Raw genomic sequence first — 19,049 nt, 5'->3', positions numbered from 1 at the left:
TGAGGTCGGCAGAAGAATTGCCTTCGCTGTCGCGCGTTGCGTCAGCCGCCGCTCACACTCTTGAACGCAGCGATGATGCTTTGTGCGGCGCGTTGCGCCTCATCTGATGTCGTCTGGAAATTGGTGACGGAAAGGCGCAGCACGTCGCGGCGGCGCCACTTGGCGCCGCCGGCGAAGATGATGCCGTCAGCTTGGATCTTTTCGATCGTCTTTCGGGTCAACGCGTCGCCTTCTTCGGAGGGCAGGTCGGCTCCGAAGCGGATGACGAGCTGGTTCAGCGTCACCTCGTTCAGGATGGCGATGCCCGGTTGTTGCGACAGGAGATCGGCAACCAGCCGCGCTGAGGCGCAGCACTGGTCGATCAAGGCGGCGATGCCGTCGCGGCCGAGATGTTTCAGCATCGCCCAGGTGGCAAAGCCGCGGGCCCGTCTCGAAAGCTCGGGCACGTAGTGCGAGGGATCGCGTTCGCCTTCGCCGGCGAGCGGAAGGTAGCTCGCGGCGATCGTCATGGCGCGGCGATGGGCGAGCTCGTTGCGGACGATCGCATAGCCGCAATCATAGGGCGTCTGCAGCCACTTGTGGCCGTCGGTCGCCCAGCTGTCGGCCGCTTCGATGCCGGGGCTGAGGTGGCTGGTCTTCACTGATGCCTGCGCCCAGAGGCCAAAGGCTCCGTCGACGTGCACCCAGGCGCGCTTCGCCTTCAACAGCGGGATGATGGCGGCGAAATCGTCGAAGGCGCCAGTATTGATCTGCCCCGCCTGGAGAACGGCGATGACGGGTCCAGATACAGTATCGAGCGTGGCCGCCAGCGCGGCCGGGTCTATCCGTCCCATCGCGTCGGTGGGCAGGCGTAGCACGCGATCATGCCCGAGGCCGAGGAACTGAAGCGCGGAGAAGACGGTCGTGTGGGCGTCGTCGCCGATCAGCACGGTAATCTCAGGCGCTCCGAACAGGCCCTTTGCATCGGCATCCCAGCCCACCTGGCGCAGCACCTCGCCGCGGGCGGCGGCAAGGCAGGTGAAGTTCGCCACCGTTGCGCCGGTGACGAAGCCGACCGAGCTTTCGGCCGGCAGCTTCAGGAGATCGAGAAGCCATCTCGCCGCGACGGTCTCGACGGCTGCCGCGGCCGGGGCGGCGGCATGGTTTCCGGCGTTCTGGCCCCAGGCGCTGGTGAGGAAATCGGCCGCGACGCCGACCGGATGGGAGCCGCCTATGACCCAGCCGAAAAAGCGCGGCCCAGTGGTTGCATGCAGCCCGGGTTCGGCGCCGTCCGAGAGACGCCTGATGACATCAAGCATATCGGAACCGGCCGCCGGCAGCGGCTCTTCGAAACAGGCAAGCGAGGCTGCGTAGTCGTGGGCGGGCATATGGCGGGCGGGCGCTGCCTGCCGGAATCCTGCCGCAAGGCGGGCTGCTTCCTGAAACAGAGATGCAATTGCCGTCATGCGGATCCCCCTGCCGCTACCGATCCTGGAGGGCCTCACCCTCGAAAGCAGGCTGCCGGCACACGCAATCTAGCCCATATCGCCGAGGCTGTCTTCGCCTGACAAATCTCGGATCTGGGTTCCGAGGCCTTCCTTGGGCTTGCCGAGACCTCAAGACAAAGTGAGCCTCGGGGAGGTGCTTCCTAAATATCTACAATAACTACCTTATCCCGTTCTGTGCATTTTTGAAATTTCGGGGCTCTTGTTGAAAGTGATTGCCTTCCCTTCAAGTATCGTTCAATGATGCGGAAATATCACTTGCACCATTGTCAAGTTGGTGCTGCCAATCAGCGAGGGATATGCACTGAAATATTTCCTTCTCTACGCGCTGACGTGCACGTTGGTCGGGATAGTTCTTCTCTTCATCATCCGTGAAGTTGTACCGTTCACGATCGACAAGCCAGCCGATCAATCGGTGGCCGACTCAATTGATGAGCCAGTTGCCGGGCCAACCGAGCAATCAGCGGCCCGACCAACCGGTGAGCCCCTGAACGCGGGAACCGGCCAGCCGGTGCCGGGGGCAACCGGGAAGCCGGTGCCCGGGCCAACAACCGATCAATCCGCCGTCCAGCCAGCCGATCCCCTGGTCGTCCGATCCACCGGCCAGCCGGTCGACGGGCCAGCCCGTGAACCGGTGGTCGGGCCAACTGGCGAACCGGCAGCGAGGCCGACCGATCAATCGGTGGTCGGCCCGCCCGGCGAACCGGTCGTCCGGAAGGGTGGCCGGCTGGGGAGCCCGGCGCAGTGACCGGCGCCTGAGACGACGGATTTCCGTTCGATCTCGTCACTTCGAGCATGTGCTGAACTACGAAGCTTCCTGACACCGGTTGCATCGGCTGAGGCCATCTGTATTGACAGTACCTCTCATCTCGCAGGAGGTCCCGATGGATGGAAGTGGCACGACGATCAGGCATGTCAGGGCAGACGAAGTGGAGGCTTTCCGGCGCATCCGTCTGGAAGCGCTTCGCACCGAACCGTCTCTCTTTGCAAGCCGCTACGAGGACTGGGAGGCTCTTTCTCTCGAGGAGTGGCGCAATCGCCTGAATGAGCCGGTTTTCATCGCCTTTCAGGGTGACGAACCCGTCGGCATAACCGGCCTAGTTCGGCAGCGGTCGAGCAAGATGGCCCATCGCGCAACGATCATCATGGTTTACGTGAGAAGGAGCCTGCGCGGAACGGGCCTTGCCGGCAAACTGCTCGGCGCGGTGGTCGATCACGCGCGCGATACCGGCATTCTGCAACTGGAACTCTTCGTCAGCGCAGAAAACCCGGCGGCAATACGCTTCTATCAGCGGGAAGGCTTCTCCGAGATCGGCAGGGTTCCCGGCGGGGTTCTGGAGGAGGGCAGGGAGATCGACGACGTCATGATGGCTCGCCGTCTGGTCGGTTAGGTCTCACGCCGATGTTTCAGCGCATATCGGCTTGCCTCACCTATTGACCTCAAGCGGGGTTGGGGTTGCAGCATGCCGGCATGGGCTGGAGGTTTGGCCGTGACGAAAATTCTGAAAGACGAGGATCTGGTCGGCAGCGCGCTGATGGTGGTCGCAATCGATGCGCTCGAGACCGCTTTTCTCGCGAGGGCAGGCAATCGACTGATCTCTCCACCCCGGCACCATGTCTCGTTTCCCGGTCGAGGCGATCTCGTCTTCACCGTCGGCGGCATGCTCGGTGAGAAACCGCTTGCGGGCTTCCGGGTCTATGAAACATTCGACGGGGCTGAGCATTCCCAGATCGTCGCGGTGTGGTCCGCCGACGATGCGAAGCTCAAGGGCATTATTCTCGGGGAGCGTCTCGGCAACCTCAGAACCGGTGCGATCGGAGGGCTCGCCATCCGGCATCTCAGCGCGCCTGACGCCAGCATCGTCGGGATCCTCGGCAGCGGAGCGCAAGCGCGAACCCAGCTTGCCGCGGCTGCCGCCGTTCGAAAACTGGACCGCGCCCGCGTCTATAGCCGCGACGAGAATAATCGCGCCGCCTTTGCAGCTGAGATGCAGCACACCTTGGGTATGGAAGTGGAGCCTGCCGGAAGCGCCTCTGAAGCCATCGATGACGCCGACATCGTCATCTGCGCGACGACGAGCCGAACGCCCGTCATTCATGCCAGGGATTTGAAGCCCGGCGTGCACGTCAACACCGTCGGCCCGAAAACGCATGAGGGATACGAACTCGGCCTGGATATTGCCGATGCCGCAGCCGTGATCGCAACGGACTCTCCCGAACAGACGCGCGCCTATGCTTCGCCCTTATTCCTCGCCGGCTCCGGCAATGAGCACCGCATGGCCGACCTTGCCGATATTATGGCCGGGAAAGCGGTCGGGCGAGGATCGCCTGGCGATACGACGCTGTTTTGCTCCGTCGGATTGGCTGGAACCGAGGTCGTCGTCGCCTCGGCAATCCTTGATATGCTGTGAGCCTGTTTCTCAAGCGAGGCCCAGAACATCCCCCATGGCGTATTCGCCGGGTGCGCGTCCTGCGATCCAGCGGGCGGCGGCAAGCGCGCCGCGGGCGAACATGCCGCGGTCGAGAGCCGAATGCGAGAGCGTCACGACTTCTTCGGCGGCGGCAAAGAGAACGCTGTGTTCTCCGACGAGCCCGCCGGCGCGCAAGACGGCGAAGCCGATCTCACCGGGCGGCCGCTCGCCGGTGATGCCGTCGCGCCCGCGCCGCTCGACGGATGCGAGGGAAACGCCACGGCCCTCGGCGGCTGCTTCGCCGAGCATCAGCGCCGTGCCGGACGGCGCATCGATCTTCCTGTTGTGATGGGCTTCGAGGATTTCGATATCCCAACCTTCAGCGGGAAGGGCGCGCGCGGCCTGGGCGACGAGGCCAACCAGCATGTTGACGCCGATGGAGAAATTGCCGGAGCGCAGGATCGGAATTCTGCGGGCGGCCTCTGCGATCCGTTTGAGCTCATCCGGCTCGAAACCCGTCGCCCCGATCACCAGGGCCGGTCCGCCGGCCGAAGCGCACAGGCCGGCAAGTTCGGCGGCCGCACCTCCCGTCGTGAAATCCAGGATCACGTCGGCCGCCTTAATCGCGGTCGAACGGTCAATCAGCCCGGCGCCTGCGGAGCCCTCGCGGCCGATGCCGCCGACGAGTGCAAAATCCGGATCGGCCGCCAGCAGCGGCAGGATGGCACGACCCATGCGGCCATTCGCGCCGGCGACGGCTATTTTGATTGGTGAGGTCACGGACTTTCCTTGGCTGGCGATATTTCCGACGGACGGCTATTTGCATCGTCATTACGCCGGCGAACGGGATCTGCAACTACCGCACTTGCGCTCCCGGCGCAAAGCAGGGATCTCCTCTGGTCGTCTGCCGCCTACCAGTTGCCGGGGTCGGCGGTGTGATCGATGCTGGCGAAGTCGTCGGCCTTTTGCCGATCCAGCTTCACCTCCGTGGCAGCCTTCGTCTCGTCGGTGACCGAGTAGCGGTCGGGGATCGGTCCCCTTGATAGTTCCTGATACAGGAGCAAGGCGGCCTCCTCGGCGGTGTCGGCCTCGATCTCCCGGGTGATTGATACGGTGAACTTGTGCATGGCTTCGGCCCTCTCGATCGGTGCGCCGGCGTGTGCGTGGCTTGCACAGTCTGACACGAGTTTTGTGTCGATGACACTAAAACTGCTCGCTTAGAATTTGATTCATGCGACGGCTTCAGGTCTTTGTTTTTATGAATGTCGTGGTGCCAAGCCGCCGCACAGTTTTGGCGAACTCAGCCGAGGAGATAGATCATGCGCCTGAATCAAGTAACCGTTACGATGCCTGACCTCGATGCGGGCTGGAACTTCTATTGCGCTCTCGGTCTCAGGCCGGTCGTCGACGCTCGTCCTCGCTATGCGCGTTTCGTCTGCCCGGACGGGGACAGCACCTTCTCCCTGCATCAGGGCGAAGGCGGCGGTGGCGGCACCACGGTCTATTTCGAGTGCGAGAAGCTGGACGAGACGGTCCGCAATCTCAGCGAGGCCGGTCTTCGTTTCGTCACCGGACCGGAGGACAAGAGCTGGCTCTGGCGCGAGGCGGAGCTTTTCGACCCCGGCGGCAACCGCATCATCCTTTATTTCGCCGGACCGAACCGCACCGATCCGCCGTGGCGCGTGGATAAGGTGGACCGCCCGAAGCAGGCAGCCTCGGCGCCTGCCTATCCCGGCCGTTCCCCGAATTGACGAATCGCGGTCGCCTCGGCATCTTTGTGTCGGCGTGGCCTAACGCCGAACCTCCCAGGACCTTCTCCAGCAGGGTCTTCAACCGGAGGCAAAGGGACTTTCGTCTCGGGTCGTGATCCTTGGTCCTGATGTTTCGGGCCTGTTGCTGGGGAACGATGTCCGGAACGTGAGAGGCCCTGATATGACTGAGAATGGAAATTTCAAGCGGCGGGTGCGTGCGCGCGCCGCCAAGACGGGTGAATCCTACACCGCCGCCCGCATGCATGTTCTTCCCAGGTCGGCGAACGATGCACTGCCTGAGGCAAGGCGCTTGCGTCTTGCCGTGGCCCAGACCTCCCATGCCGACGATCCCCGCGATGCCGACAAGCTTCGCCAGAGCGGACAGGAGATGCGCCTGCTGATGCGGCAGGCGCGAGAGGCAGGGGCGCGGCTTATTCACTTTCCCGAAGGAACGACATCATCGCCGAACAAGCGCATCATGTCGGAAATCGGGCCAAGAGAGATCGGGCCGTCCGATTGGCGGCGGTTCGAATGGGCCGTGTTGCGTGAGGAGCTGGATACAACGCGCAAACTGGCGCGCGAACTCGGGCTCTGGACGGTCATCGGCTCGGTGCACCCGCTGACGGCGCCGCACCGGCCGCACAACAGCCTTTATGTTGTCTCCGACCGCGGCGAACTGGTGACGCGTTACGATGAGCGCCTGCTGTCGAATACCAAGATTTCCTTCATGTACACGCCGGGTTCGATCCCCGTGACCTTCGAGGTCGACGGCATCCGCTTCGGCTGCTCGCTCGGTATGGAGTGTCACTATCCGGAGATTTTCAGCGAATATGAGCGGCTCGACGTCCACTGTGTGCTGTTCTCGACGACCGGGGGCTCGCCGGCCAACGAGCCGTCCTTTGCTGCCGAGGCACAAGGGCATGCGGCGAGCAACAGCTACTGGGTCAGCTTCTCGATTCTTGCCCATCCCGGTCAGGCTGATCCGGCATCTTCCGGGATCGTCGCGCCTGGCGGCCGGTGGGCGGCGCAATGCCCTGCGGATGGAACGGCCGCGATATCGCTTGCCGATATCGACGACAATCCCTGCGATCTTTCCCGGCCGTGGCGGCGCAAGGCGCGGAGCGGCCTCTACGAGCCGCATCGCGTTGACGGCGACCCGCGCAGCGATGCGCGGGATAGGTTTTAGAGCCGTATCGAACCTCATCCATGCGACGCACTTGCCCAATGATTTTCCTGTGGCTCAGGCGCGTTAAATTTTATCACCGGTGGCTCGACCCCACCGGTGATGCAGCACCAAAAGAGCCGCATTCTGAGGGGCCTGAAGGTCGATGGTCGCAAGTCGAGGCGTCAATCTCTGGCAGCGAGCCGCGTTATAATCAGCAATGACGCTTGGCGGCCGAGCGGTCACTCAGCGATGAACCCTTCCTAAGCGACCACGCCGGATATCATATCAGCCGAACCGTTTACCAGACTGAACTCACCGTCACAAAGACGATAAAACCCGTCTTGGGGAACGGGCAATTTCAGCATTTCCTGCGTCGAAAGGCCAGCATATACACCACGAACCAATCTGCCAAACAGCCCGTGAGAAATCGCTACTGTCGGTGCACGTATGCCTACGATCCAGTCCTTTGCTCGCGCACAGGCGGCATCGAAGCTCTCCCCGTCTGGAGATTTGAAATACCAATCAAAAGCGTTGGACCCGTCCAGCATTCCTGGAAACTCGTTGTCGATCTCGAACTTGGTCATGCCGTCCCAAGAACCGACGGTCACCTCCATTAGCCGCGATTCCGGACGAGCCGTCAGCGGCAATACACGTTCGATGCGAGCCGCGGTCTCCTGCGTTCTGCCGAGAGGGCTGACATGGAGTTGGAAAGATTGTTCGCTTCCTGACATTTCCTTTTTCAGAAGCTTCGCCATCTGTTCGGCCTGTTCGATACCGCGCTCTGTAAGCGGTGAATCTTTTTGGCCCTGGAACCGACCTAAGGTGTTCCAAATGGTCTCGCCGTGGCGAAGCAGGTAAATCATTGGCGTTGTCCTAAATGAATTGATGAAACAATTAGCTGAGCTACCCGCCCGAGGAGCGGTTGTAGCAGCTAGGTCATGCGACAGTTCAATGATGACTGCAATTGGAGCGATCCAAGTGAACCCGACGTTCTTCTACTGGCTCAAGGCTACCAAGGAACTCACTGGACCTCCTCGCTCGATGCCCCTGGCTCGACACGCAGCCACGGCCAGCGTTGCTGATATTGCTTGCATTTCCGGGCGAACAATTCGGGCTGAGCGTTAAGTGGGTTCATCCTGAGTATGCCGTGCCACATGTCGTCGAGGTAATCGGGTGCATAGAGGCTGCCGTCATGAACTCTCACCCCCAGCCGAGTACAGGAGATAAGATAACGATCAACGCCGTCTTCAGTGCATTCGAAGGCAGGGAAGTCTTTGCCAAATTTCTCGCCATACCAGAGGTGGACGCGAGCCTGGTTCTTTATGTCAACTTTGTCTGCGAGGTCTCCCAGCAAAGCCTTGCCACGACGGATCACGTTGTCCTCGGCTTCCCATGAGAGATCGTGGTCGTCAAAATAAAAAATGTCATGATCTTTGATGCCGTGCTCTGGATCATTTCCGGTCTTCAAGTTCCATACCGTCTGAAAGAGGCAGCCAGCCGTCAGCATACATTGCGGTAGGCCCAGAGCCGGCAATTTCTCCAGGAGCAGATGGTTGACCGGATTAAGTCGAATGCGGGCAAAAAATTGTTCAGTGGTGATGGTCACGTTTATCCCTTCCTCTCTGCGACTATAGTCGATTCTCTTTTCGCAATCGCTCGCGTGAAAACGCTTCTATGGGCTGGAGAAAGACGGTTTGCCTCTTATTTCAGTGGGCAATGCGAAACGAAGAGCGAAAGGACCGCGCAATGGCAAAGAACACGATCTGCGTATGGTACGACAAAGACGCTGAGGCCGCCGCCCGCTTCTATGCCGCGACTTTTCCCGATAGCGCCGTGGGTGCCGTCATTCGGGCACCGGGAGATTATCCTGACGGCAAGCAAGGAGACGTCCTGGTTGTTGAATTCACCGTTGCGGGCATTCCTTGCATCGGCCTGAACGGCGGTCCTGCGTTCAAACACAACGAAGCCTTCTCCTTTCAGATCGCAACGGACACTCAGGAAGAAACCGATCGCTATTGGAACGCGATCGTCGGCAATGGTGGCCAGGAAAGCGAGTGCGGCTGGTGCAAAGACAAGTGGGGTGTATCCTGGCAGATTACGCCGCGCGTCCTCTCCGAAGCCCTTTCGGCAGGTGGTGGCCAGGCAAAGCGTGCTTTTGACGCGATGATGACCATGAGGAAGATCGACATTGCGGCGATCGAGGCCGCCAGGCGCGGCTGAGGTAGCCTTGCGCAGAACGATCTTTTACCAGGGCTCGCATCTGGCGCGATCCGGCCGTGTGGCGATCTTCGCAGTCGGCTCAGAACCAGAGATCGCGCACGCAGCGCCCCTTGGATGGAAGGTCTTCAAATGTGTCCAGGCCGTCGAAATGATCGATGGGCAGATGCTGAACGAGATCCGGCGGCGCAAGCCGCATGTTGACGGCCATGCGCCTGCGGCCATCCTTTGGAAGCCGCAGGCCGCGCCAACTCAAGACACAGGCGCAGGATGGGCAGAACAAGATTTCGAGAGACGGCTCGTCCCTGTCTGCGCGGGTGTAGGAGGCGGTCTCCCCGGTGAGAGCGATGCGCTCTCCTTCGTAGTCATAGGCCCACAGCGTGCCGTAGCGTCGGCAGAGCGTGCAGTTGCAGGCGGTGATCGAGCCCGGATCAGCTTCGAGTGTCCAGCTTGCCTTGCCGCAATGACATGAGCCCGTCAGCATGAGCGTCGGTTCGATCCTGTTTGCTATTCAAGGACGGCATCCTGCCTCAATCGCGCGATGACCGCAATTGGCCGATCCAGGCGCCGGGACTTACGCTATCGGCGGCTCAAGCGCGCACCTTTCGCGGGCCGACGTCCGCTGCGAGCGATGCCTGCAGGAGCCTTACGAGCCAGGCCACGCCTTCGTCACGCATTGCCGCCTTCGGCACAGTCGCGCTTATGGCGAAGCGTCCGAGTGGCAGGGGAGGATTGACGCTGACGACGCCGAACCGCGTGGCATGCATCTCGACGAAACGGCGTGGCAAGGCCGAGATAAAGTCGGTTTCCGCAAGCACGGCGAGCGCGAACATGAAGTTCGGCACCGTCAGCGCCACCCGCCTGGAGCATCCATGGCTGGCCAGCACATTGTCGACAAAGCCATGTGTATCGCCCAGATGCGAGACCACAAGGTGGTGCGCGGCGCAGTAGTTGGCCAGTGTCGGATCTGTCAGCAAAGGATGGCCCTGACGGGCCGCGATGACAAAATCCTCCTCGTAGAGCAGCAGGCTTGCAAAGCGGACTGGAAACTCGGCCTGAGGAATGATGGCGATGTCCATGTCACGGGCTTCCAACGCGGCTAACGCATCGCGCCAAGCCAGATCAGGCGATGGCTCGCCCTGTCTGGGTAACAATTGCCGGATGCTGATTGCGATGCCGGGAGCGGACTTGGCCAACAGGTCGAGCAACGGCGGCAGAAACACAGACGAAACACCATCGGGCGCGCCGATTGTAAATCGTCGCTGAGAGCGCGCTGGATCGACTGGCTCCGCTGTCGCCACCACGCTGCGAACACGCGCCAATATATCGGCGATGGGTGCTGCAAGTTCCTCGGCCCGGTCTGTCGGAACGACGCCCTTCGGTGTTTTGAGAAAAAGCGGGTCACCCAGCAGCATGCGCAGCCGGCCAAGGCCGTGACTGATCGCCGAAGGCGAGAGGTTCAACCGCTGCCCCGAACGCCCGACATGGCGTTCCTCCATGACAGTCTCGAACAGCACGAGCAGGTTGAGGTCGATTCTGGATAGATCAATTTGGTTCAGCATATTGCTGAAATCATATCATTGGATTCATTACCCTGAAAAGTGGGAAACACAATCACTCGCCATTGCTGGCCACCGACAGGAAGATCCAATGTCCCCTTTCAAAAACAAAACGGCGCGCGGCGACAAGTCCGTGCACGAGGCCGCAACCCTTTCCCGGCGAGCCACCCTGGCAATGGCGGTCGCCGCAACAGGGCGCGTCGCGCAGGCCGCTCCGGCATCCGATGCGGCATTGCTCGCCATCATCCGCCGCACAGAACAACAGGCGGCGGCTTTTATGGCCGGCGACATGACACGGTGGGCGAGCCTCATCCGGCTCGATGACGATTTCACCCTGATGCAGCCTTTCGGTGGTTCCGCCAGCCATGGCTTCGACGACAGTCCCGAGCATCTGGCTGAGCTCGCCCGGTTCTTCCGCAATGGCGGCGGAACCCTGGAGGTGGAAAAGTCCTATGTCAGCGGCGACCTGATCGTACTGGTGATGATCGAGCGCCAGCATGGTGAGGTAGGCGGCCTGCCGGACCAGAACTGGTCGCTGCGCGTCACTCAGGTCTATCGCCGGCATGGATCAGATTGGCGGCTCGCCCACCGTCATGCCGATCCCCTGGTTGAGAAGATCTCGCTGGAACAGGCCGCAGCCCTGGCCCGGGGCGAATGATGTCCGTCCGGATTTGAAAACGATCGCCTTGCCGTGGACCCCGGCTCTCGCGGCAACGCCCCTTTCATAGATTTTCTGAAATTTATAATTGAGATTGCAGTCTGGAGATGGTTTTCTGCGACCTTGCGTAGCTGAGTCCACGCCTCCTCCCGATTTTAATCCGAGTGGCCCATGTCGATTTCAGATGCGATCTATCGTCCTTTCGAAAGCCTGATCCGGCCGCTCGATATTCCCTACCGGCCACTGCCGTCCAAGGGGCCGGTGGCAGTGCTCCTGCATTTCATCTCGATGTTTCGCGGCGTGCTGATTGTGGTGACGCTTTGCACCATGGCGAACGAGGCCATGAATCTAAGCATTGTCTGGGGGCTGTCGGTCATCGTCGACGGTGTTACGCAACAGGGTGCATCCGCTTTCCTGGCGAGTGAATGGCCGCTGCTGACCTTCCTCGGCCTGCTGCTCTTTCCGGCCATCCCGATCGCCTCGTTCCTCGTCAACACGCTGACTTCGCATACGCTCGGCATCGGCATGCCGGCCGCCATCCAGTGGCAGGGCCACAAGGCGGTGGAGCGGCAGGATCTCGGCTTCTTCCATGATCTCTACGCCGGCCAGGTCGCCTCGCGCCTGCAGCAAGTGGCCTCTGCTGTCCAGCAGCAACTCATTTCCGCCTTCCAGTCCATTCCACGCTTCCTGATGCAGATGGTGGGCTCCGTAATCCTACTCAGCGCCTTGTCCTGGCAACTCGCCGTGCCGACCGTCATCTGGATCACGCTCAACGTCCTGCTCGCCGTCAGGCTGGCACCGATCTTTACCGAGCGCGCTCGCCGCTCCGCCAAGCGGCGCAGCCTGATCGCCGGCGCCATCACCGATCTCTACACCAACATGCAGATGGTCAAGCAGTTCGCCGCCGAAGAAAGCGAGGCGGGCACCATCCGCGGTATTATCGGCAAGTCGATCGAGACGCAGCAAAGCGAACAACGCATTTATCGCACAGCTGAGCTGACGGTCGTCGTCCTCAACGTGCTGCACTGGCTATCCATCCTGTCGATCGGCTTTATCGGCCTCGTCGAGGGGTTCGTGACGATCGGCGAATTTACCGGCGCCGTCTATGTCCTCCAACGGCTGTCCGGCCACACCTTCACCTTCCTGCAAATGGGCCAACAGATCTTCCAGGCGATCGGCACGATCAAGGATGCCATGCCTGTTATGACGACACCGCCCACTATCACCGACCGGACGGATGCGAAGAACCTCGTGGTCGAGCGTGGTGAAATCCGTTTCGAAAATGTCCGCTTCGCCTACAAGTCCGGCAAGCCTGTTATCGATGACCTGTCGCTGACGGTTCGGTCCGGCGAAAAGGTAGGGCTCGTCGGCCTCTCCGGTGCCGGCAAGACGACGCTGGTGAGCCTGCTGCTGCGTTTTTACGACATAGAGGATGGTGCGATCTTCATCGACGGGCAGGATATCCGCGCCGTCACCCAGGCGAGCCTGCGCCGCTCCATCGGGGTCATCGCGCAGGACGTCGCGCTGCTGCACCGTTCGGTCGGCGACAATATCCGTTACGGCCGGCCGGAGGCGACGAAGGACGAGATCGAAGCGGTGGCGAAGATGGCGAGTGCCGATGTCTTCATCGCCGATCTTTCCGACGGCGAAGGCCGCAAGGGCTACGAAGCCTTCGTCGGCGACCGTGGCGTCAAACTGTCAGGCGGCCAGCGCCAGCGCGTAGCCATTGCCCGCGTTCTCCTGAAGGACGCGCCGATCCTGGTGCTCGACGAGGCGACCTCCGCCCTCGACAGCGAATCCGAAGCCGCCATCCAGGAAAGGCTCAACCTCGTCATGGAGGGAAAGACGGTGATCGCCATCGCCCACCGCCTGTCGACCATCGCCAAGATGGACCGGATCGTCGTGCTCGATCATGGGCGCATCGTGGAGGAGGGCAGGCCGGACGAACTGGTCGAACAAGACGGCCTATTTGCCCGCTTGTGGAAACGCCAGACCGGCGGCTTTATTCCCGAAGAGATCGACGAACCCTTGCCGATCTCGTCTGCGACCTGAGTGGCTGGTCCTCACGTAAATTGGGATAACATCAGCGGACTAGGAGCAGGCGGCCGGGACCTTCTCCATCGCCGCGCCCCTTGACGATGGCGGCGACCGTCCTGCTTATTGCCGGCAAGGGAATCGGGGGCAGGCTGGTCATGATGAATCCGTCGAGCAGGTCGGGCAGGCGCGACCCCGATGTCACCATCCGTCGTATCTTGAAGGTCAACCATGCGGGCGAGTTCGGTGCTATCAGAATTTATGGCGCCCAGATCCTGGTGGCCCGGCGGCTGTTCCCCGACATCGTGCCGGCGCTTGAAGAGATGCGTCGGGACGAGATCGACCATTGCCGCCTTTTTCGCGAGGCGATGCCTGCAAGGAGCGCCAAGCCCTGCCGTGTCATGTCATTCTGGAGCCTCGGCGGTTCTGCCCTCGGATTTCTGACGGCGCTCGGCGGGCGCAACATGATCTGGATTTGCACCGAGGCGGTCGAAAGCACGGTCCATCGCCATCTCGAAGACCAGCTGGCTTTCCTTCCGCAGCGCGATCCCGGGCTTCATGCCCTCATCGCGTCGATCCAGGAACAGGAACTGGCGCATCTCAGGACGGCCGAAAACAGCCAGAAAGGGCGGGGCCTCAGCCACGCCCTGCTCTTGCCCGTCGTTGGTTCCCTTACCGATTTAATGATCTGGCTCTCCACATGGGGAGATTCGAGTTGGATGCGCGCCGAAATGGTGCGTGCGGGGAGGAGCTAGCTTTGTGGAGGACGGCGGCTTCCGCCGCCGGGTCTTGCTGTGATCGGATGACGGCTGGCTCACATGAATTAGGAACTTATCCTCAAGTTTGAGAAATAGGCCTGCGTTCCGATGTCGACGAACAGGCCGATGCGGCCGGCCGAAGGCGGTGACTTGGCCTTCGTTATCTCCAGAACCGTCTCGCCGTTTACGGACGCTGCGACGTGATCATCCTGAATCCGAAGTGTCAACTCTATCCATTCGCCGGGTCTGATATCGGCTCCGGCCTCATAGCGTCCGTCTGGATATTCCTCGCGCAGACGCTCGAACCGCCAATCAGGATAGGAGAAATACTGGACGGCCCGACGCGAGCGCGGAGGATTAGGCTCAAGCCGGAGACCATTCAGAGGCCTTAGGTAAACGGCTTCGAATCCGATTTCGGTTATGCGATAGGCGACCCCGGCGAATGCTCTTGCGTAGTCGGGCGCATCTGCTCGGAGCTCGCCCAGGATGTCGACCGAAATCTCGCCGTTCTCAAACTCGATCGGCAGTTCGAGAAACGTCGGCATGTCGATGTAGTCGATATTCGGGGTGCCTCGGGCCGTGCGCTCATCGAACGTCACGCTCAGAGCCGTCCGTCCGACCTTGTCTGCCGTCGCGACCTCGACTGATCTTGCTTTGGAACCCTGTGGCACCGTGGCGAGAACAAGGATCATCGAAGCTGGATCACTCACACTCATCTCCTCCTGAGGACTTCCAATCGATCAGCCGATCGACGTTAGAATCGCCGCGCAAAGAAAGACATAGGATCGTAGCGATTGCCGCAATTGATTTTCAAAGCGCCTCTTCCAGATTTTGTTTGCATATCGGGCGGAACAGCGGCCGCTCCGCGTCCGGCCAGATCCAAAGGCCCGCTGACGGGATCGCGGGCTTTGATGAAGACGACTCCCTCATGCGCTATTCGACAAGCCCAAAGATAGGGCCGTAGCCGCCGTGCCAGGACCAGTCGTTACGGCCCATTTCAGGATTGTAAAGTCCGACACCTCGTCCGCCGTCGAGAAACAAGGCATCGGGGCATTTCAGGTGGTCGCGGAAGAGGCGTGCGAAATCGTGGAAATTCACCCCGTCTTCGCTGATCGCGAAACGAACTGCGCCGCGCTCGCAGGTTCCGACACCGCTGCGGCGGGTCCGGTCTGTCGAGCCGACGATGAAGATCGGGTTCAGCTTGTTGGCGATGACGAGCATCGGGCCGGACTGAGTGGCGAACAGCACCTTGGGCCGACGCTTCAGAAATTCATCGGTCGGGAGTATCCCGGCGCCTGCTTCACCCAGAAAGAATACGCCGTTCGGCTTCTTATAGAAATTCGGTACCTGGCCCGAGGAGCTTTCGGCCTTTGTCGTATTGGCGGGCTGCAATTCCCTGGCGTTCTCGACGTAAAGTCCCATCGGCGAAAAATCGGCCCGGTACATCCCGGCGTTGACGGCGAAAGTCAGCGTTCGCCCCTCGGCGCGAACGGCTTCGGCAAGGCTTGAAAAAGTGCGGTATGGCGCGCCGTCGGCATTCTTCCAGAACAATCGCAGGTCGGCTTTGCCCGGTTCCAGCGTGCAGACGACGTATTTTGCCTCTTCGAAGCTTTCCTGCTCACATTGTTCGGCATGCGCCTGATGCAGGGATGTCATCATTGCTGCCAGCGTTATGGCGGCCGCGAGCACGGGATGTTTGAGATAGGTCATCTGTGCCACGTCCTCGCGCTGCTTACCATGTGCCTGACAAAGCCGTGCAGGCGAGCAATACCCCGGTCAAGATATTCGCCAGGAACAGGCGATAATTCACCTCCGGGCGGGCAAGATCGATCCGCTGTGTCTGCCAGGCAAGATGGACGGCGATTGCCAGCATTCCGATCGCATAAGGCGGCGACATTTCCAATAGCCAGCCTCCGAGTGACCACGCGCCGACCGCCAGAGCATAGAACAGGCCGATCAGGGCCTTGCCGTGCCGGCCGAACAGGATTGCCGTCGATTTCAGGCCAAGGCGGGCGTCGTCCTTCAGATCGACATAGGCATAGATCGTATCATAGCCAATCTGCCAGGCGATGGCCCCGGCCCACATCAGCACGGCGCCAGCCGGGATATGTCCTGTAGCCTCGGCCCATGCCATCAGCATCCCCCAGTTGAACGCCGCGCCCAGGACGGCCTGGGGCCAGTGGGTGAAGCGCTTGCAGAGCGGATAGACGAGGACGAGCGGCAGGACACATATCGCGATGAGGCGCGTGTAGGGCGTCAGGAAAAACAGAAGCAAAGCGGCAAGCGCAAGCTGAATGGTCAAAAAGACAAAGGCCGGCAGCATGGCGATTTCTCCGCTTGCCAAAGGCCGAAAGCGGGTCCGCTCGACATGGCCGTCAAACTTCCGATCGGCGATGTCGTTGACGGTGGTGCCTGCGCTTCTCATCAGCAAGGCGCCGAGAGAGAAGATGGCGAGGCATCTGAGGTCTGGGAGACCGTGCGATGCCTGGATCAGGGCGGCCCAGCAGGGGAAAAGCGTGAGCCATATTCCGACCGGGCGATCCAGCCGCGCCAACCGCGTATATGGCCGCCATGCGGCCGGCAACCGGCGATCCACCCAGTCGCCACGGTGGATATCGCTGAGATCAGGGCGGCTCACAATCGTCATGATGATCCAAATTTCCTGTCATAAATAGCCGTGAAGCCTCAGGTTTTTGTCGCCATCGGCGCTGCCCAGAATAGGAATTTTTGCAGACACGGCAATAACCATCCGCTGCGATTGGTCGCTGACCTTCCGCGGGAAATGCAGCTACCTGTTCTTGTTGTGTTCACATGCTTGCGATATGGATTCTTGCGATCTTGGAGCAGGGAAGGAAGATCATGAGTGTCTACGCAACAGTCGGTGCAATCGATTCCGTCAAATCGAATGGGTTTTATGATGCGACCTTGGCAACGATCGGATGGAGCAAACATCGGGAATTTCCCGGATGGAGCGCCTATTCCGAAGGCGGGAAGGGCGACGGTTTCGTTCTATGGGTTTGCAAACCGATCAACGGCGAGCCGGCGAGCGCCGGAAATGGCTCGATGGTTGGTTTCATGGCCAAGTCCCATGCCGAGGTGGACGCTTTTTACGATGCGGCCATGACAAATGGCGGAGCGGACGACGGCGCGCCCGGTCTACGTCCGCACTACGGGCCGAACTGGTATTCCGCTTACGTGCGCGACCCGGCTGGGAACAAGATTGCTGTCGTCTACGACGGCTGAGGCCAGTTTGATTGCCGCAATTCGACGTCTCGGGACTACCAGGCGGTACGGGCGGTGCCGAGCGCGGTCGTATGGGAGGATGAGACCTGGGCGACGTGCGCCTTGAGCGACACGACGCAGTTTCCCGGAACGCTGAGATTGTGCGACGTCAAGTGTCTCAGCAATGTCTCGGCGTCGCGCTTTTCGGTTAGCGGAAATGTCACAGTCATGCGAGTTCTCCAACGAATAAACTGAGCATCTGCAAAAATTAATGTCTAAATTCTTTTGCGCCGCAACAAGAAAATTTTAACGATAAAATTAAAATCGATTAGCTTTCGGAGTGGCTATTTTAAAATCGTTTGAAATTGGATTCGGGGCTTCTCCATGGATGCCTGGACTGCTTCGGCCAACCGCGAGGGAAGATGCCGTCAATGCGGGCATTGACCTATCCGCCCATCTGACCCTCGCAGCTTATTGGGATCCGAACCGCTCGTTTCGTCCGGTTCCTGCCGGTCGAAGTAAAGGCGTTTGGAGCGTCGAGCGTTGAGTGCGCTGGCTGACGTAAGATCGGGCGGTCATCTGCCGTTGCGGGCGGCCCAGCTCCTGAGCCGCAATCCGTTGAGCCTGATGAAACCTTCCGCGTCGTGATGATCGAAGGCGATGGTGCTTTCTTCGAAGGTGACGAGGTCGGCGGAGTAGAGGGAGCAGGGGGAGGCGCGGGAGATAACCGAGGCGCTTCCCTTGTAGAGCCTGAGCGTCACTTCGCCGCTGACGAAAGCCTGGCTGTGGTCGATCAGGGCTTGCAGCATTTCCCGCTCGGGCGCGAACCAGAAGCCGTTGTAGATCAGCTCGGCGTAGCGGGGCATGATTTCATCCTTCAGATGGGCGGCGGCGCGGTCGAGCGTGATCGATTCAATGCCGCGATGGGCTGCGAGCAGGATCGTGCCTCCCGGCGTTTCGTAAATTCCCCTCGACTTCATGCCGATGAAGCGGTTTTCAACGAGATCGAGCCGCCCGACGCCATGCCGGCCGCCCAGCCCATTGAGTTCGGTCAGCAATGCGGCCGGCGTCATGGCCTTGCCGTTCACCGAAACCGGATCGCCCCTCTCGAAACCAACGGTGATGATCTCAGGCGTGTCGGGCGCGTCGACGGGATCGACCGTGCGCTGATAGACATGATCGGGCGCGACCTCCGCCGGATTTTCGAGACTCTTGCCTTCGGTCGAGGTGTGCAGCAGGTTGGCGTCGATCGAGAACGGCGCCTCACCGCGCTTGTCGCTCGGCACCGGGATCCGATGCTTCTCGGCATATTCCAGAAGCTGCATGCGGGAGCGGATGTTCCATTGGCGCCAGGGCGCGATGACCTTGATCGACGGGTCGAGCGCATTGACCGCCAGTTCGAACCGGATCTGATCATTGCCCTTGCCGGTCGCGCCGTGGGCAACGGCATCGGCGCCGACCTCCCGGGCTAGGCCAACCAGATGCCTGGCAATCAGCGGCCGTGCGATGGAAGTGCCCAGCAGATATTGCCCCTCATAGAGCGCGTTCGCCCGCAGCATTGGAAAGACGAAATCGCGGACGAACTCCTCGCGCAGATCGACGATACGGATGTCCTTGACCCCTGACATCTCCGCCTTGGCGCGCGCCGGCTCGAGCTCCTCGCCCTGGCCGAGATCGGCGGTGAACGTCACCACCTCACATCCGTAGGTTTCCTGCAACCATTTGAGGATGATCGAGGTATCCAGCCCACCCGAATAAGAAAGCACAATTTTCTCTATCTTCGTCATTTA

General features: G+C 60.7%; 22 protein-coding genes. 10 read left to right on the top strand and 12 right to left on the bottom strand.

Going from position 1 to position 19,049, the window contains the following annotated elements; translation table 11 throughout:
* Nucleotides 1–41 precede the first annotated feature (41 nt).
* Nucleotides 42–1,445 carry a pyridoxal phosphate-dependent decarboxylase family protein gene (locus GR198_RS13860; protein WP_029870540.1) on the bottom strand — a complete coding sequence of 468 codons (1,404 nt, stop codon included), beginning with the start codon at nt 1,443–1,445 and terminating at the stop codon, nt 42–44.
* Nucleotides 1,446–1,758: 313 nt separating this feature from the next.
* On the opposite strand from GR198_RS13860, the gene GR198_RS13855 reads away from it, so the two are divergent.
* From GR198_RS13855 to GR198_RS13845, 3 genes are all read left to right on the top strand, one after another.
* Complete coding sequence (locus GR198_RS13855) at nt 1,759–2,232, top strand: hypothetical protein (protein WP_029870541.1); 474 nt, start codon at nt 1,759–1,761, stop codon at nt 2,230–2,232.
* Nucleotides 2,233–2,368: 136 nt separating this feature from the next.
* Entirely contained in the window at nt 2,369–2,875 is a 507-nt protein-coding gene (locus GR198_RS13850) for a GNAT family N-acetyltransferase (protein WP_029870542.1), read from the top strand.
* A 99-nt stretch (nt 2,876–2,974) separates the two neighbouring features.
* Nucleotides 2,975–3,895 carry an ornithine cyclodeaminase family protein gene (locus GR198_RS13845; protein WP_164069130.1) on the top strand — a complete coding sequence of 307 codons (921 nt, stop codon included), beginning with the start codon at nt 2,975–2,977 and terminating at the stop codon, nt 3,893–3,895.
* Nucleotides 3,896–3,904: 9 nt separating this feature from the next.
* Here the strand turns inward: GR198_RS13845 and dapB are convergent, their stop codons facing one another.
* On the bottom strand, nt 3,905–4,675 hold the full coding sequence (gene dapB / locus GR198_RS13840) for a 4-hydroxy-tetrahydrodipicolinate reductase (protein WP_029870544.1): 771 nt from the start codon (nt 4,673–4,675) through the stop codon (nt 3,905–3,907).
* Nucleotides 4,676–4,806: 131 nt separating this feature from the next.
* Nucleotides 4,807–5,022, bottom strand: a complete 216-nt coding sequence (locus GR198_RS13835) for a hypothetical protein (RefSeq protein WP_029870545.1) — start codon at nt 5,020–5,022, stop codon at nt 4,807–4,809.
* Between the two features lie 192 nt (nt 5,023–5,214).
* Here GR198_RS13835 and GR198_RS13830 point away from each other — a divergent pair, with 192 nt between their 5' ends.
* Both GR198_RS13830 and GR198_RS13825 read left to right on the top strand, forming a co-directional pair.
* A complete protein-coding gene (locus tag GR198_RS13830) occupies nt 5,215–5,646 on the top strand; it encodes a VOC family protein (protein WP_029870546.1) in 432 nt (143 codons plus the stop codon).
* A gap of 181 nt (nt 5,647–5,827) precedes the next feature.
* Nucleotides 5,828–6,832 (top strand): carbon-nitrogen hydrolase family protein, encoded by a 1,005-nt coding sequence (locus tag GR198_RS13825; protein WP_164069129.1) that lies wholly within the window; start codon nt 5,828–5,830, stop codon nt 6,830–6,832.
* A 239-nt stretch (nt 6,833–7,071) separates the two neighbouring features.
* On the opposite strand, the gene GR198_RS13820 is transcribed toward GR198_RS13825, so the two are convergent.
* Both GR198_RS13820 and GR198_RS13815 read right to left on the bottom strand, forming a co-directional pair.
* Nucleotides 7,072–7,674, bottom strand: a complete 603-nt coding sequence (locus GR198_RS13820) for a histidine phosphatase family protein (protein WP_029870548.1) — start codon at nt 7,672–7,674, stop codon at nt 7,072–7,074.
* Nucleotides 7,675–7,832: 158 nt separating this feature from the next.
* Nucleotides 7,833–8,417, bottom strand: coding sequence for a nucleotidyltransferase family protein (locus GR198_RS13815; RefSeq protein WP_029870549.1), 585 nt, complete (start codon nt 8,415–8,417; stop codon nt 7,833–7,835).
* A 140-nt stretch (nt 8,418–8,557) separates the two neighbouring features.
* Between GR198_RS13815 and GR198_RS13810 the strand changes: the two genes are divergently transcribed.
* Nucleotides 8,558–9,031 (top strand): VOC family protein, encoded by a 474-nt coding sequence (locus tag GR198_RS13810; protein WP_029870550.1) that lies wholly within the window; start codon nt 8,558–8,560, stop codon nt 9,029–9,031.
* 79 nt (nt 9,032–9,110) lie between these two features.
* Here the strand turns inward: GR198_RS13810 and GR198_RS13805 are convergent, their stop codons facing one another.
* The gene (locus tag GR198_RS13805; RefSeq protein ID WP_029870551.1) at nt 9,111–9,512 is read right to left on the bottom strand and encodes a GFA family protein; all 402 of its coding nucleotides are present in this window, start codon (nt 9,510–9,512) and stop codon (nt 9,111–9,113) included.
* 106 nt (nt 9,513–9,618) lie between these two features.
* Nucleotides 9,619–10,590 carry a LysR family transcriptional regulator gene (locus GR198_RS13800; RefSeq protein ID WP_050573638.1) on the bottom strand — a complete coding sequence of 324 codons (972 nt, stop codon included), beginning with the start codon at nt 10,588–10,590 and terminating at the stop codon, nt 9,619–9,621.
* A gap of 88 nt (nt 10,591–10,678) precedes the next feature.
* Between GR198_RS13800 and GR198_RS13795 the strand changes: the two genes are divergently transcribed.
* The 3 genes from GR198_RS13795 (at nt 10,679) to GR198_RS13785 (ending at nt 14,034) form a co-directional block, all read left to right on the top strand.
* A complete protein-coding gene (locus GR198_RS13795) occupies nt 10,679–11,245 on the top strand; it encodes a YybH family protein (RefSeq protein ID WP_029870553.1) in 567 nt (188 codons plus the stop codon).
* 171 nt (nt 11,246–11,416) lie between these two features.
* On the top strand, nt 11,417–13,297 hold the full coding sequence (locus tag GR198_RS13790) for an ABC transporter ATP-binding protein (RefSeq protein ID WP_029870554.1): 1,881 nt from the start codon (nt 11,417–11,419) through the stop codon (nt 13,295–13,297).
* 140 nt (nt 13,298–13,437) lie between these two features.
* Nucleotides 13,438–14,034, top strand: coding sequence for a demethoxyubiquinone hydroxylase family protein (locus GR198_RS13785; protein WP_029870555.1), 597 nt, complete (start codon nt 13,438–13,440; stop codon nt 14,032–14,034).
* Nucleotides 14,035–14,102: 68 nt separating this feature from the next.
* Here the strand turns inward: GR198_RS13785 and GR198_RS13780 are convergent, their stop codons facing one another.
* The 3 genes from GR198_RS13780 to ubiA form a co-directional block, all read right to left on the bottom strand.
* The gene (locus GR198_RS13780; RefSeq protein WP_029870557.1) at nt 14,103–14,729 is read right to left on the bottom strand and encodes a family 16 glycoside hydrolase; all 627 of its coding nucleotides are present in this window, start codon (nt 14,727–14,729) and stop codon (nt 14,103–14,105) included.
* Between the two features lie 241 nt (nt 14,730–14,970).
* Nucleotides 14,971–15,747, bottom strand: a complete 777-nt coding sequence (locus GR198_RS13775) for a phosphodiester glycosidase family protein (protein ID WP_029870558.1) — start codon at nt 15,745–15,747, stop codon at nt 14,971–14,973.
* Between the two features lie 22 nt (nt 15,748–15,769).
* On the bottom strand, nt 15,770–16,684 hold the full coding sequence (gene ubiA / locus GR198_RS13770; RefSeq protein ID WP_029870559.1) for a 4-hydroxybenzoate octaprenyltransferase: 915 nt from the start codon (nt 16,682–16,684) through the stop codon (nt 15,770–15,772).
* Between the two features lie 212 nt (nt 16,685–16,896).
* Here ubiA and GR198_RS13765 point away from each other — a divergent pair, with 212 nt between their 5' ends.
* Nucleotides 16,897–17,280 carry a VOC family protein gene (locus GR198_RS13765; RefSeq protein WP_029870560.1) on the top strand — a complete coding sequence of 128 codons (384 nt, stop codon included), beginning with the start codon at nt 16,897–16,899 and terminating at the stop codon, nt 17,278–17,280.
* 35 nt (nt 17,281–17,315) lie between these two features.
* Here the strand turns inward: GR198_RS13765 and GR198_RS35385 are convergent, their stop codons facing one another.
* Nucleotides 17,316–17,489: a hypothetical protein gene (locus tag GR198_RS35385; RefSeq protein ID WP_172643789.1), complete on the bottom strand. Its 174-nt coding sequence runs from the start codon at nt 17,487–17,489 to the stop codon at nt 17,316–17,318.
* 345 nt (nt 17,490–17,834) lie between these two features.
* A complete protein-coding gene (locus GR198_RS13760; RefSeq protein ID WP_029870561.1) occupies nt 17,835–19,046 on the bottom strand; it encodes an argininosuccinate synthase in 1,212 nt (403 codons plus the stop codon).
* Nucleotides 19,047–19,049 lie beyond the last annotated feature (3 nt).

The organism is Rhizobium leguminosarum (assembly GCF_010668065.1).
Classification (GTDB): Bacteria; Pseudomonadota; Alphaproteobacteria; order Rhizobiales; family Rhizobiaceae; genus Rhizobium; species Rhizobium leguminosarum_S.
This window is presented reverse-complemented; position numbering and strand designations above follow the sequence as displayed.